Origin of the sequence: Acinetobacter sp. 766875 (assembly GCF_000582055.1) — a bacterium.
GTDB lineage: Bacteria > Pseudomonadota > Gammaproteobacteria > Pseudomonadales > Moraxellaceae > Acinetobacter > Acinetobacter nosocomialis.
Genome location: NZ_JEXX01000018.1, coordinates 17,794 through 31,327 on the forward strand (window position 1 = coordinate 17,794; position 13,534 = coordinate 31,327).

Sequence of the window (13,534 nt, forward strand, 5' to 3'; positions counted from 1 at the left end):
GGTCTTAAACCAAATTTAATATTTGAGGTGTGAGATGAATATCGGTCAGGCATCCAAACATTCGGGCATTTCGGCGAAAATGATTCGCTACTATGAAGAAATCGGTTTACTTGAAGCAGCTCAGCGTTCTGCTTCTGGCTATCGCATTTATTCAGAAACAGACCTTAAAACTTTAAACTTTTTAAAGCATGCTCGAGAGTTAGGTTTTTCATCTGAACAGATGAAAGAGCTTATTTCACTTTGGAAAAATACTGATCGGCATAGTGCAGAGGTGAAAGCCTTAACAGTAAAACACATTGCTGAATTAAAGCAAAAAATTGCTCATTTACAAGAAATGGTTAATATTTTGCAGGCTTCTGCCGATGATTGCTGTGGTGACCAGCAGGCTTCGTGTGCGATTTTAGACCACATTGAAAAAGGTGTAGGTGTAAGTTAAACCTTATAAAAATAAAAAAGGAAAAATCATGGCTTATACAGCTTCTTGTCTTTGTAATGGCATTCAACTCCGTATTAATGCCGAATTAGAACCCATTATGGTTTGTCATTGTAAACAATGCCAAAAAGCCCAAGGCGCTGCTTTTGCGGCCATCACTCAAGTACAAAAAAGTGACTTAAATGTGGTACAGGGTGAAAACCTTTTACAGGCTTATTTTGCATCGCATAATAAAAAAAGAGTATTTTGTAAAACTTGTGGCTCACCTGTCTGGAGTGAACGTTTAGATAAACCAGAAGTGGTGCGTTTAAGAGTAGGGCTCATTAATGAAGATATATCGACGCGAGTTATCTCTCACGCTTTTGTTGCTTCAAAAGTGAAGTGGTATCCCATTTGCGATAATGCTCGCCAATACCCAAATGCGGTGCAAAACCCTTGAAATATGAAGGTTTGAAAGTATTTTGTTCATTTGTAAAAAAACGTGAACAAGACTAGTCATGAATAAATAATATGCTATAACTGTACCTAAGGTAATCGTAATATCTCCTCGATCCACAGGGAAACTTGGGACAGGGCAAAAGATACGATAAGACCTTACATATAGCTAGCAAAGAGCATGTAAGAGATGGATAGACACAAATCTTAGATTGCTCACCGTTGCAGAAAAGCCCGTGAAACGGGCTTTTTTAATGCTTGTAAAAACTATTTCTTATTTAGAAAGATTATAGTTTTTTAAACTATTTATGAAAAAGTAATGTAAAAATAATAAAATATTTTAGATATACAGACTATTCTGTATTGCAATTTGTTTTTATTAAGGGTACATTTAGTCAACGGTTTAAAGTTCAAGCTTAATAATGAACTCATGGTCGTTGTGGGAGATCTAAGAGCCTGCATTTTCCCCAAGATGCGGGTTTTTTTTATGCCTAAAGAAAAGTAGTTTTTCATCTCATCTAAAAATTTTAATTTTCTAATTGTTTGTTCTTTAAATATTTAAAACCCACGAGCCTAATAGGCCGTAGGTTTCTACAATAAAACTAGAAGTTAAGCACGATATGCCAGACAAGCTTTAGCACATGCTAAACAAGCTTTGGCACAAAGCTGGCAATGCTCATGTTCGTGTTTGCTACATTCAGCTGCACAAAGTTGGCACGCGCTGGCACATAATTGCATGGCTTGTTCAGCAAGCTCCGAATGTCTTAATTCTAAAGATGTGCAAAGCTGACAGGTTTCGACACAGGTTAAACAATGTTTAATACATTCACGCATCATATGCACATGTTCTTCTTGCAAACATGCTGAGGCACAATGTTTACAAGCAAACATGCATTCAATGCAGGCTTGAACTGAAGTAGATGCTTGATTAAACAGAGATTGATTTGGTTCTTGTGAGCTATTCATTTTAATATTCTCCTTTTGAAAGGCTATTATTAAAAAACCGAATATTGTTATCTTTTTTCATTTTATAAAATCATTTTTCCTATTGGGCACTTTGAAATGAAAGGTCTACAAATGCTCAATAAGGAATTAACCTCGTATAAGAATGTTACAAGTGCTTTTCTAATTAAATTTTTTAAAAGGTAAAAAATAGATTGCTCAAGACAAACTACAAAATTTATTTTCATATAATACTTTTGGCTAATTTTTTTATGGATGAAAATTAGGCAAATTATCAGTGTGAACTTTAAGGGCATACGTAATGGAAAACATTGAACAGTACGCTCACGGAGCTGAGCATGAAGTCCACGTACACTGCAAACGATCATTAAGTACATTAATACTGAGCCTGTTTGTATTAATTGCGACTGGTCGTTAAAAGAAAAAGCACCCAAGGGTGCTTTTTCTGTATCTACTGACTATTGATAGTCTTGTTTAAGAGCCTGTAAAGCCACGCCTTTTTTTATAGGCTTTACGATCATAAGAGGGAATATTGGACTTTTGAAGATCAATAGCCAGTTGTTTTTTGCGTTGAAATTGCACTTCACTTAAAAGTGCATCATAAATTTTGGGACGATCAGTTTTAAACTTTTCTACATCCAATGGAATTTTACTTTCCTCTTTAACAATATACAAAACAGAACCATTGGCATTAGTTTCATATATTGTCCAACCAACTCTTACCATGTAGAGGCTGGTTTTTGCATCCTTTCCTAAATAAGCTTTAAAACCATCGGGATGAGGGCGAACATAAGCATTCATCATGCATCCTCCATCAACTATTTAATTCGATGAAAGCGGCGATTAATGAATTGATGGGGAACGATACATCTATTCAGTAAAATCACGATTTTCATGTGTATATATATTGATCAATTTGGTAATTTCAAGGGGCGTGATATTTCTTTTTTTGCTATTTAAGAAGTGTGAAAAATAGCCTAAAAAATATATAAATAATCACTTATTTTTAAAAAATACATGATTTTGGAGTTTAATATCTTTTTAAGTTAATACAGTGTTTTTTTTATAAATGTGTGACGCATTTTGCAAATTTAAAATTGGAATAAGTTTTAATGAATATAAATTCACTTTTTATTAAGTTGTTAATTTTAAAAAATAAAAAGTATTTGTAATATTTCTTGTTACAACGATTTTGTCGACAATAGATGCTCATTTTTGACATATTTCGCCTAGCGTAATCAATCGAGTTTTTGGCCTATGGTGTCATTTTTATTTATTGGACTTGTGGTCACTATTTTGTTGACTCCAGGACCAACAAATACATTATTAGCCTCGGCTGGCTTGCAAGCAGGGCTAAAGCACTCTCTTAAATTAATTCCGGCAGAGGTAATAGGTTATCTGATCGCGATTACCTCATGGGGTGTTTTACTTGAGTCGGTATCTCATTTTATTCCATGGCTTCCTGCTATATTAAAATTGATGAGTGCGAGTTTCATTCTTTATCTCGCTTTTAAACTTTGGATCACTTCAACCGAAGATATTAAGTTAGATCGCCCACTGATTACGCCAAAAGCTTTATTTCTTGCAACACTTTTAAACCCGAAAGCTTTGCTCTTTGCTTCGGCGATTTTTCCACATGCAGCGTGGGAAGTTCCGCATTTGTATTTTATTCACATTGTTGTCTTTTTATCTTTAATTACCCCAATTGCTTTTTTATGGATTATGTTTGGAACTGTCCTCATTTCAAATAAAGTAACTTGGTTAAATCAACGCAATTTACAACGTACAGCTGCATTTATTTTAACTTTTTTTGCTATGCCAATCGGCTATTCTGCGATTAGCTCATTTTAAACTTAACCCATTATTTATATTAAAAATTTATTTTTCAGGAGATTTTTATGAAAAGATTAAAAGTAATTATCAAGGACCAGTTTGATAAAGAATCAATCGCTTTGGCAAAAGTTAGACCAATGAATGACCATGCACTTGAACTTCATAAAAGTGTTGAACATATTGAAATTAATGACGATATCATTTTACCAAACATGGATTTGTTATATGAAAATCCTAAAAACGGCAAAATTTATCAATTAATTGGTCCATTCAGTGAGGAATAACTCTTAAACTAAATTTAACAATAAGCATCAGCAGAGTTTGTGTTTTCGATGGTCTTAGATGGTGGAAATTAAGCCAAACTAACGTATAGACACAATTAAAATATTGAACATCGCAGGTCGTTATGGGACTATGTTTTTGCAAAAATGTGACCTAATCCTCATTTTTGCATTTCAGGACTAAGTGGTGTTCACTAAGCCCATTTCTTCAATGAGAAGTAGAAATGGGCTTTTTTTATGGAAATTTTATTCTTTAAAAGTCTCATCTAAAGCTTGTTGGACAGCTGCAATTCGAGATTTGCAAGCTTTATAAGCGCTAATAGACTCTTCAACAATTTTCATTAAATTATCTATATCAGGACTTTCCTGTGATTCTAACAATTCAGCATTTTTCTTCAAAATGTCATGGCCATCCTTAAAGGTTAACTCTTCATTCTTCATTTGGGATTACCTGTGTAATGTTGGCTTCAGCTACGCCATCTTGCATTTCAATGGCAATGGAGGGGCTTGAAATTTGGTGTATAGAGCGAATCGCTTTTCCTTCGGATCTGACAATTGCATAGCCTTTACCTTGAACCTGTTTAGGGTTTTGCAAAAGGATTTCTTTCATTAATGACTCGATTTGAGCTAAGGAAAATTTAACTTGTTGCTGTGAGCTGAACTGAATACGTTCTTTCATCTGGTCAAGTAGACGATGCGCCGAGTTAAGTTGATTTTGTGCAGAAGACTTAATGTGATGAAGCAATTGATCATTTTTGCTTTGATAAGTCGTGATTTGATGCTGAGAAAGCAGTTTAATCGTTTGTAGACTATCTACCGCTTCTTGTACACGTTCAACAATATGATTACGAATACCAGCAATCACTTTACTTGGAGTATCAAACGAACGATGTGCGATCTCATCAAGGATGGTACGGTCTTTTTCATGCCCGATACCGACCCAAATCGGAACGCTGCGTTTACAGAGAAGTGCGGCAAGCTCATAATCATTTAAGTAAGCTAAATCATTTACAGCACCACCACCACGAATAATTACAATCAGATCTGGTGGAAAGTTATAACGATTTGCCCATTGCTTTAAACCTGTTGCCAAGGATTCCATAAGGCTAACAGCAGCAGTATTCCCCTGAAAGGTCGCACTTTGATAAACAAAATGACAAACCTTATTTCTTTCTAAAGCATCTGCATCTTTTTTAAAGTCACCCAAACCTGCAGCATTTTGAGGAGCAATCACTAAAACATTTTCAATATCAAAAGGGGTAGGGAGAAGTTTATTTTTATGAATCAAACCTTCTTGGGTCAAACGCTCTACAATTTGTTGATAACGTTTTGCAATTTCCCCAAGTGTAAAACTTGAGTCAATTTCTTCGATATTGACTGAAAATCCATATTGCGGATCAAAACGTGCTCTAATTTTAATTAAAACGTTTAAATCACTTGCTAACTCAATTCCTGTTTCACGTTCAAACTTTAAAACAATTTTACTCGCTGAAAATTTCCAGATGGTTGCCTTACAACTGGCAATCACTTTATCGGTGTCAACATCTTTCTCTGCAAGTTCTAAATAGTAATGTCCACCTTTAATATTTAAATTCCGAATCTCTGCTCTAACCCATACCGGTTCGTCAAAGGTCAGGCGTATGACTTCCTGCACAGTGCCGAGATATTCGCTTAGAGAGAACTGAGGATCAGACATATAAACTATTAATAATGGGATGAAACTAGATAGTATAAAAGCTATCCAAGCAAGGCAATTGATGTCTATGAATATCGCGTTCTATTTAAAATAAATACAACAATTTAAAGAAATAAAAATTAGAAATTACGATGTCGATTTAGACTGAATGGTAAAAATAAAAAATTAATAAAAAGATAATTGTTAATAATTACAACCGATTAAAAAATATAGTTTGCTTTATAAAATATATAGGCGTATAAAACATACTTCAAATTGCGGGGTGGAGCAGTCTGGTAGCTCGTCGGGCTCATAACCCGAAGGTCGTTGGTTCAAATCCGACTCCCGCATCCAAAAAATATTATGCTCTGTGATGTACTACTTTTCATGATACGAACTCATGAAAAGCAATTAGCTTATAAATAACCCTATATCAAGCTAAATATTAAATTCTAGACGAACTGTCCATACCTTAAATCTAGCGTTCTAATTAAATACCGTTAAATCACATGAGCTCAGTAATGAGTGAATACGATTGTGAATATAGTAAATGAGTGGCACATTGCCACAGCCGTAAATGGCAATGAAATCAATGTGAGGATTATTCCTCATGTGCGTAAGCAAAATTCGCTTGATGGATATCGTTGGGTAGAAGTTGGAAAGAAAATTCAGCTTCAAACTGGTGAAGAAATTGAGCTAAACCAAGATGGAAAAAGCTTTTATACTGGTTTTAATCAACTTTATCGTTTAAATACATATTGTTGATAACATCATGGCACTAAAACAAGAAAACCTATCTCTTTTAAAGAAGATAGGTTTTTTTATGTCTCTAAGTTATATAAATAATTAAAATTATAAAAAAGTAAGAAATTTGAAAATGATAGAATTATTATTTTAGCTATATTTAATAACTCATTTAACCTGCTCGCCAGAACTGACGGCCCATTACTTTAAAGTTTTTCCCGTTCTCTTCAGTTACACGGCGGTCTCTAAATTTTTCATTTAAACTATGCAAAATTAAAGAGCCATCAGCTTCTTTAAAAATTTGTTTAATCATTCCCTCGCCAGCGAAATAAACAGCATAGATTTCTCCATCAATCACTTCTGTCTGAGAAATATCAATGCCGACTAAATCTCCATCTTTGATGTAATCAGTCATGCTATCGCCCTTAGCTTTAATAATGCGCATACATTCCTGAGGAACGCGCTTTTCTTTAAAGAAAGAAGCAGGGAAAGGAATTTTTCCATTAATTGCATCAAAATGAAATTCGATTGATTCACCTGTACCACAAGAAAAACTTGCTTCAACTACTTCAATCCAGACATATTGATCTACTACATCACTGCTGACAACGGTGGGACTAAATACATCACTTTCTCTAAAAGAGTCTTCTGTGTTACCAGTAGTAAGCCAATAAGCGTCTACACCTAAAAACTGTGCAATGAGAGGAAGAAAAGCAGATTTTAAATTCTTTCCTGATTCTAAAGCTTGATAGGCAGGCTGAGACATTTTTACTGCTTCAGCAACTTCTGCCTGAGTTTTCTTAGCTTTAATCCTTGAATCTTTTAAACGGTCTTTAAGAGCCATAATGATCGCACCAGCTAACTTATCACAAATATATAACTAAAGTTATATCTAGTAAAACAACTATAGTTATTGACTAATAATAACTATAGTTATAATATCAATTATAAGAGCTCATTGATAGAACTAATGCAATATTTTTATTAGAACATATTTTTATTTTGTATCAATGGCTTGGTAAGTAGTGATCAGTATTCTGCCTCAATGGACGACAGAATATAAAATGGCGATAGTAAATCAGTGGTAGAGATCGGCTATCAAAAAATAAAAAATGAATAAAAAAAGCCCGATTCCGTGGATCAGGCTTAATGTTCGTCGATAAAGGGTATCAAGAACATGAAGAATCTAACAAAGAATTTAATGGCTCACAAAAGTTTCCGATATACGGCAGCGTGTTATCTCAACTTTTTGGTCAAAAAAGATAAGTCATATATGTATGCCAGTTTTAAAAGAAAAAAGAACAGCTAGGCTAAGCATGGGTGTATAGCAATTTTTTATAAAAATATGAGAAATAACAATGTAGTAAGTACGATTATTTTTCAAATTTTAAGTATGAGACAGGATTGTATTATGGAAAATTTTTTAACATTAAATGGACTAGCTTCTATTTTTAAGCTGTATGGTACGGTCATGATGATCGCTTTAGCAGTAAGCTTAGTCGTAGCGGTGGTTTTAATCATGCGTTTCCCACGTTCGCCTCAAGAATGGGTAGTAGGTTTGATTTGTACTATTGTCTCAAGCTTGACTGGTGGTTCATTCATTATCATGAAATGGGACTTACATGAATGGGTGACTGATATATGGGGCATGATCACTTTAGGTGGATTCTTCTTTATTTGTGGCTTACCTGGTTGGGCAATTGTGAGGTGGATATTTAACTTCATTAATAAACAAGAAGGAAAAACTATTGTTGAAGTAATGAAAGACTTAAAAAAAGCAAAAGATGATATTCAAAGTTAATAGCTATCAGCGAGTTATATAAATGAGGACAGGCCCATGTATGTTGAACAATATCTAGATGCCCTTATAAAACGTGAAGGTGGTTATGTAAATGATACGCTTGACTCTGGACATGCCACCAATTTTGGAATTACTCAAACAGTTGCACGTAGCTATGGATATCAAGGTGAAATGGAGGATTTACCTTTAGAAACTGCAAGAGATATTTATAAAAAGCAATATTGGCTTGAGCCGCGATTTGATCAAATTAATTTGATTAGTCCGATCATCGCTGAAGAACTGCTCGATACAGGAGTAAATTGTGGTCTTGGTTTCACAAAACCACTTCTACAACGTGCTTTGAATTTGTTAAACAGACAAGGAAAAGAGGGATGGAGCGATCTTAAATTAGATGGTGAATATGGGCCTTCTACCTTACAGGCTTTATCACTCTATATTAAAAAGCGCGGTCAAGAAGGGGAAAGAGTGATGGTACGTCTTCTAAATATTATGCAAGGCCAACGCTATATTGAAATTACAGAGAAAAATCCAAAGTATGAACAATTCTTTTACGGATGGCTTGCTAACCGTGTGAGTTTTTAAAAAGACCAACTTGCTTGAGCTGAATACATATAGCAAGTTGGTCCATTCTTCTTTTTATAATACAAATTGTTTATTGAGTAATAAGTAAAATGGCGAGAAGAAAGAAAATACAACCACTCACTTTATTCAGTTTTGCAAAATTATTTCCGGCAAGCATTTTCTCTTTAAAAATTGAAGAAAAATTAGCATAAACTAAATGAATTAAAAATCCGATAAAGCAAAAGGTTAAAGATAAAATGAGAAATTGATTTAATATTTCTTTTTTAATATCAATAAACTGAGGAAAAAGTGCAATAAAAAAGACAATCGTTTTCGGATTAAGTAATGAAGCAAATAGCCCCTGATAAAAAAGTTTTGATTTCTTCACGATTTTATCGTTGTGTTCAGTTTCTAGTAAATCTTGAGTAGGAGATTTCTTTATAAAGTTTTTATAACCTAAATACATAAGATAAAAGGCCCCAATAAACTTTAAAACAGTAAAGATGGTGGGGTTACTGGTAATAATGAGACCAACACCACTTGCAGAAATCACAGCGATAATGAACATACCAATGATTAAACCGCTAATACCGAATAAAGCGGTACGAACACCGTAATTTATTGAATTTGTTACTGTAAATAAAACGCCTGGTCCAGGGCTAGATAAGGTAAGAAAAGCAATGGTTATAAAAACTAAGAGACCGTTCCCGTGGCTACTTCCTGTTTATCATCAATATGTTAAGCTGCACACGTACTTTAAATCAGAATACATAAAGTGTATATATATAGGTCTGTATATTTTATAAAAAAGTAAAATATTTTAGTAAGATATTAAAGTAGTTTTAGAGCGTAAAGAGAGGCTTAATAATTTTCAAAAGATAAAATTTTATAGTATAAAAATAAGATATATTTAATTAATATATTGAAGTTAAAACAATTAACTAAATTAAAAAATAGCATTTAAAATCAATAGATAAGTGATCGTTAGAGACGCACAAATTGTGTGGAAAATCATTTAATCAAGATAGAGATTGCAATTCATTAAGAAGCGTGTATAGTCGACATTAACTACAAAAATATTCATGTTACCCTAAATCTCTCTTTTCGCAGTTTTATTTATAATCCTCCGTATATTATTAGATATTTAAGTAGAGTGTATATTTTTTAGTTCAATTGGAATACCCAATAACAAATGATAATGTTTTTAAAATTAGGATTAATTTATGTCTAATGCTACTGGTACAGTAAAATGGTTTAATGAAACTAAAGGTTTTGGTTTTATTCAAACTGATGAAGGTAAAGATGTTTTTGCACATTTTTCTGAGATTCAAACACAAGGCTTTAAAGTTCTTCTAGAAGGCCAGCGTGTTCAGTTTACTGTGACACAGGGTAAAAAAGGCCCACAAGCTTCGAATATCACAATTGTGACGAATGCTTAAATAACATAATTTGATGATTTTATTTGATTTATTTTTTGGCCATTTGCTCAATTAAATAACATGAAATCATCTAAGTAGTTAAAAAACCCACTTCTTCCTTTGTGGGTTTTTTATATAAAATATTAAATAAGTTGATTATTTGTTTTATATAATATAAAAATTAAATTTGTGTTGTATAAGTTAACATTATAACTGGTATAAAAATGGATATTTGTATTGGCGGTATTTTAAACGGTAAAGTAAGAAAAATTAATGAAGATAGTTTCTGTGTTGGAAACCCTCATTCAGATGATATAAATGAGTACTATAAGCAATACTTTCATTTAGGTGGAAAGCTTTTGTCATTTTGGGTATATAGCGAAATAAATTATCAGGAAGCATCACGAATAGCGGAAAGTTTCTTAAAAAAAGAACAAAGATCTTTAAGTGGATGTTAAATAAAACCACTTTAAGTCTGGCAAGTATATTGCTTAAATCAGATAAGCTATAATTAATTTTTAATTACATATTTTTAACAATTTAGTTTAATTTGTTATTCATAACGTCATAAGTAATAGAGTAATCTTAGCTCAAAATAGAGTTTAGTTGTAAAATTAAACTTAACATTCATAAAAATTTATTAAATTTTTATTGTATTAACGGTCCATGACTTAAGTCATAAATAATATTTCTTTTTGTAGTATATCTAAAGGAAGGAAATAATTCTAAATGTTGAATATAGTACAACCAAATATTTGCTTCATCGGTAGTAGTAATTTGTCTTTAGCTTTAATTGGAGGTTTGGTTTTAAAAGGATTTCAAAAAGAAAAAATTAATCTTATAGAGGAAGGAAAGTTTGATAATGAAATCATTCTAAAGCAAAAGCAGCATGAGGTAAAAAAGGCTGATATCGTTGTTCTATTAGTAGACCCAAAAAATCTAAAAGTCATCTTAGCACCATTAAAAAAATGGTTAGCTGATAAAACTATTGTATCGATGATGGCTGGAATTAATATCAAACAACTCATGAATATTACGGGTTCAAAAAAGGTTATAAGAATCATATCTAACCCACCAGTATTAACTTATACAGGTACTCATGTGTTGATTGGTTCAGAATATCTAGAACCTTTAGATAAAGAGTTAGTTGAGACAATTTATTCAGCCACAGGGCAGACCTATTGGGCAAATTCAGAATCAGAAAGTGATGCCATTATCGCGTTATCGGGTTCAGGCCCAGCGTACTTCTTTTATATCCTCGACAGTATGGTAAAAACTGGTGTTTCTATGGGGCTAGATAAGCAGTTTGCTTTAGATCTGGCACTTCAAGCAGCGTCAGGTGCTGTAGACATGGTGCGTAAAAGTAATGTTCAGCCAAGTGAGTTATGTGGCAAGGTCACATTAGCTAATGGCATTACTGAATCTGCATTACGAATGTTTGAGCTAGGCAATCTTTCCGATGATATTCGACTGGCTTTAAAAGCAGCTTATCATCGCAGTAAAGAAATAAGTCTAGAGATTAATGCTGAAATTGCCAGACATAGCGTTAACTGATGGCTAAGTACCTTTCAATCTTGAGATAACTTAAATTTTGAAAGGTACTTTTCATGCTTAATAAATCATGGAATTTGTAGGAAATATTCCCAAATAACATAGCCTAAGCCAAACCCTAACATTGAATAGAGAGTGATAATAAATAATACAAAACTAGCTTTATTTTTCTTTCTTAAAAAATTCATGTTAGCTACCTCGTGTCTAGATAGTTACTATCATGAAGAAATACAATGTGTAATCATAGATACAGAATTTTTTCAAAAAAATATAACAGATAGATCAGTGTTATAAATTTATCTTTAATTAAGTTTTTTTAAATTATCAACTTAAAGAAAGACAATCTCGATATTGAGTTTTATCATAGAAAAAGCAATTTAAAAAATAAGTTTCTCATTGATTTATAAAACTATTATCTTAGAAGGGTGTGTCTAAAAAATAATCATTTACAATTGAAAGAAAACATTTCTAATTAGTTAAAATTATTAAATAAAATTGTGGACCAGTTAACGTAATATGAATTTTTTTGTGGTTCATTCTGGTGCAATTTTACATAATATTGGTAATTTTTACATTGAAAGCTAATTTGATTTCACTCAATTACAATTAATTCTTCATAATCAAAATATGAATTTTTTTATTTTCAATTATTTATAAAAAATTGAGGAGGAAGAAATGCCAAAGTATTTAGCTATAGCGGATAAAGTATATAAGGAAATTAAAAAAGACAATTTATTTACGGATGATATGATTCAAAATTTGAATTGTTTAATTAGCCTGATTCGTAAAGCAATTAAAGGTACTGAGTTCAAACTTAAGTATAATTTTATAAATTTTGAAGAATGCCTAAATCAATTTAATAAAGAAAAATCAGTCCATATAGATTTAAGTTTGATGCCTAAGTTTAAAAATGAAGGCGAGTTTATTTTATGGTTGGCTGGTTTTATTGAACGAATGACGGTAGGCGGAAAGGAAAAGCTGCCTCCAATTTCAAACTATATTCCGAAAGACTTTAAAATGGATAAGACCGAGATTCCAGCTGCTGCTGAGCCAAGTAGAGAAGAAAATGCAGAGATGATTATTAATTACTTTAAATCTGAGGACTATATTAAAAATAGTAAACTGTCTTCATAAAATATAGAAGTATTCATCCACCATACTTCTATATCTCGCTGATAGAATTCAGCTACCGCCTTCTGGGGCGGTTTTTTCTGTTAAAACCGTTAATGGTACATATTTATGCCAATTAAAAATGTCAGAAAATATGGAAATGTTTTATGAGAAAATATTAATGATATAAAAAATAGTAGGTTAAGCAATGAATTGTTATTTTTATTAAAATATTTTTCACATAAAAATACGCTTAAATTACGTATAGAAACATTTACTCGTACATAATTTCCAAAAAAATAGGAAGATAACGAGATGAATGAGAATGCTGAACTCATTAAATATTTAGATATTGCTGAAAATGTATACGCCAATATTTATGAAAAGTACCAGATTACTGATAATCCGGTGACTAATCTTAATAGAGTCATGGCTGAAATTAGAAAAGAAGCTGAGCAAATCAATTTAAAACTAAAATATAGCAAAATTGATTTTGAAGAATGTTTAAGTAAGCCTCTTTCTGAAAGAGAGATAAAAGTTGACTTGAGCTTACTTCCGCGCTTTGAGTATCGTGATGAATTTATTTTATGGTTGGCCAATTTTATTGGAAACATTAGCGTTCAGAAAAAATTTATAAAACAAAATTACCAGTTTAATTAGCTTTTCAAATTTTTAGTTCCTTAAAATTTCTACAGATCAGCGATATAAAAAAAATAATAAAGTGCGCTT

19 protein-coding genes and 1 tRNA gene are annotated in these 13,534 nt (G+C 32.3%); 13 read left to right on the forward strand and 7 right to left on the reverse strand.

The features are described 5' to 3' along the window. Window positions 1-34 precede the first annotated feature (34 nt). Both cueR and J576_RS14120 read left to right on the forward strand, forming a co-directional pair. Entirely contained in the window at window positions 35-436 is a 402-nt protein-coding gene (gene cueR / locus J576_RS14115) for a Cu(I)-responsive transcriptional regulator (protein ID WP_001020650.1), read from the forward strand. A 28-nt stretch (window positions 437-464) separates the two neighbouring features. Continuing rightward, window positions 465-872, forward strand: coding sequence for a GFA family protein (locus J576_RS14120; RefSeq protein ID WP_002048789.1), 408 nt, complete (start codon window positions 465-467; stop codon window positions 870-872). Window positions 873-1,477: 605 nt separating this feature from the next. On the opposite strand, the gene J576_RS14125 is transcribed toward J576_RS14120, so the two are convergent. Then, entirely contained in the window at window positions 1,478-1,834 is a 357-nt protein-coding gene (locus J576_RS14125) for a four-helix bundle copper-binding protein (RefSeq protein WP_002048782.1), read from the reverse strand. Between the two features lie 471 nt (window positions 1,835-2,305). Beyond that, window positions 2,306-2,635 carry a hypothetical protein gene (locus J576_RS14130; RefSeq protein WP_031951064.1) on the reverse strand — a complete coding sequence of 110 codons (330 nt, stop codon included), beginning with the start codon at window positions 2,633-2,635 and terminating at the stop codon, window positions 2,306-2,308. A gap of 453 nt (window positions 2,636-3,088) precedes the next feature. Between J576_RS14130 and J576_RS14135 the strand changes: the two genes are divergently transcribed. Further along, entirely contained in the window at window positions 3,089-3,682 is a 594-nt protein-coding gene (locus J576_RS14135) for a LysE family translocator (RefSeq protein ID WP_002048762.1), read from the forward strand. A 47-nt stretch (window positions 3,683-3,729) separates the two neighbouring features. After that, window positions 3,730-3,948, forward strand: a complete 219-nt coding sequence (locus J576_RS14140; protein ID WP_002048786.1) for a hypothetical protein — start codon at window positions 3,730-3,732, stop codon at window positions 3,946-3,948. A gap of 243 nt (window positions 3,949-4,191) precedes the next feature. On the opposite strand, the gene xseB is transcribed toward J576_RS14140, so the two are convergent. Beyond that, window positions 4,192-4,386: an exodeoxyribonuclease VII small subunit gene (gene xseB / locus J576_RS14145; protein ID WP_002048745.1), complete on the reverse strand. Its 195-nt coding sequence runs from the start codon at window positions 4,384-4,386 to the stop codon at window positions 4,192-4,194. Further along, complete coding sequence (gene xseA / locus J576_RS14150; RefSeq protein WP_002048756.1) at window positions 4,376-5,641, reverse strand: exodeoxyribonuclease VII large subunit; 1,266 nt, start codon at window positions 5,639-5,641, stop codon at window positions 4,376-4,378. The genes xseB and xseA overlap by 11 nt, the downstream gene beginning before the upstream one ends. Window positions 5,642-5,897: 256 nt before the next feature. Here xseA and J576_RS14155 point away from each other — a divergent pair. Then, a tRNA-Met gene (locus J576_RS14155) sits at window positions 5,898-5,974 on the forward strand. 180 nt (window positions 5,975-6,154) lie between these two features. Beyond that, window positions 6,155-6,385, forward strand: a complete 231-nt coding sequence (locus J576_RS14160) for a hypothetical protein (protein WP_025467704.1) — start codon at window positions 6,155-6,157, stop codon at window positions 6,383-6,385. A gap of 151 nt (window positions 6,386-6,536) precedes the next feature. Here the strand turns inward: J576_RS14160 and J576_RS14165 are convergent, their stop codons facing one another. Then, window positions 6,537-7,208 carry an XRE family transcriptional regulator gene (locus tag J576_RS14165; RefSeq protein ID WP_002048763.1) on the reverse strand — a complete coding sequence of 224 codons (672 nt, stop codon included), beginning with the start codon at window positions 7,206-7,208 and terminating at the stop codon, window positions 6,537-6,539. 627 nt (window positions 7,209-7,835) lie between these two features. On the opposite strand from J576_RS14165, the gene J576_RS14170 reads away from it, so the two are divergent. Together J576_RS14170 and J576_RS14175 are read left to right on the forward strand one after the other, a co-directional pair. Next, on the forward strand, window positions 7,836-8,165 hold the full coding sequence (locus tag J576_RS14170; protein WP_272480772.1) for a hypothetical protein: 330 nt from the start codon (window positions 7,836-7,838) through the stop codon (window positions 8,163-8,165). Between the two features lie 36 nt (window positions 8,166-8,201). Continuing rightward, the gene (locus J576_RS14175; RefSeq protein WP_002048767.1) at window positions 8,202-8,747 is read left to right on the forward strand and encodes a glycoside hydrolase family 108 protein; all 546 of its coding nucleotides are present in this window, start codon (window positions 8,202-8,204) and stop codon (window positions 8,745-8,747) included. Between the two features lie 70 nt (window positions 8,748-8,817). On the opposite strand, the gene J576_RS14180 is transcribed toward J576_RS14175, so the two are convergent. Then, window positions 8,818-9,414 carry a LysE family translocator gene (locus J576_RS14180; protein ID WP_031951067.1) on the reverse strand — a complete coding sequence of 199 codons (597 nt, stop codon included), beginning with the start codon at window positions 9,412-9,414 and terminating at the stop codon, window positions 8,818-8,820. Window positions 9,415-9,949: 535 nt separating this feature from the next. Between J576_RS14180 and J576_RS14185 the strand changes: the two genes are divergently transcribed. From J576_RS14185 to J576_RS14195, 3 genes are all read left to right on the forward strand, one after another. Further along, complete coding sequence (locus J576_RS14185) at window positions 9,950-10,165, forward strand: cold-shock protein (protein ID WP_002048761.1); 216 nt, start codon at window positions 9,950-9,952, stop codon at window positions 10,163-10,165. 203 nt (window positions 10,166-10,368) lie between these two features. After that, a complete protein-coding gene (locus J576_RS14190; RefSeq protein ID WP_002048783.1) occupies window positions 10,369-10,602 on the forward strand; it encodes a hypothetical protein in 234 nt (77 codons plus the stop codon). Window positions 10,603-10,873: 271 nt separating this feature from the next. Then, on the forward strand, window positions 10,874-11,698 hold the full coding sequence (locus tag J576_RS14195; RefSeq protein WP_002048776.1) for a pyrroline-5-carboxylate reductase family protein: 825 nt from the start codon (window positions 10,874-10,876) through the stop codon (window positions 11,696-11,698). 65 nt (window positions 11,699-11,763) lie between these two features. Here J576_RS14195 and J576_RS19845 read toward each other — a convergent pair whose 3' ends face one another. After that, window positions 11,764-11,883 (reverse strand): hypothetical protein, encoded by a 120-nt coding sequence (locus J576_RS19845; RefSeq protein WP_002048755.1) that lies wholly within the window; start codon window positions 11,881-11,883, stop codon window positions 11,764-11,766. Window positions 11,884-12,370: 487 nt separating this feature from the next. Here J576_RS19845 and J576_RS14200 point away from each other — a divergent pair, with 487 nt between their 5' ends. Together J576_RS14200 and J576_RS14205 are read left to right on the forward strand one after the other, a co-directional pair. Then, entirely contained in the window at window positions 12,371-12,829 is a 459-nt protein-coding gene (locus J576_RS14200) for a hypothetical protein (RefSeq protein ID WP_002048744.1), read from the forward strand. 291 nt (window positions 12,830-13,120) lie between these two features. Further along, complete coding sequence (locus tag J576_RS14205; protein WP_002048765.1) at window positions 13,121-13,465, forward strand: hypothetical protein; 345 nt, start codon at window positions 13,121-13,123, stop codon at window positions 13,463-13,465. Window positions 13,466-13,534 lie beyond the last annotated feature (69 nt).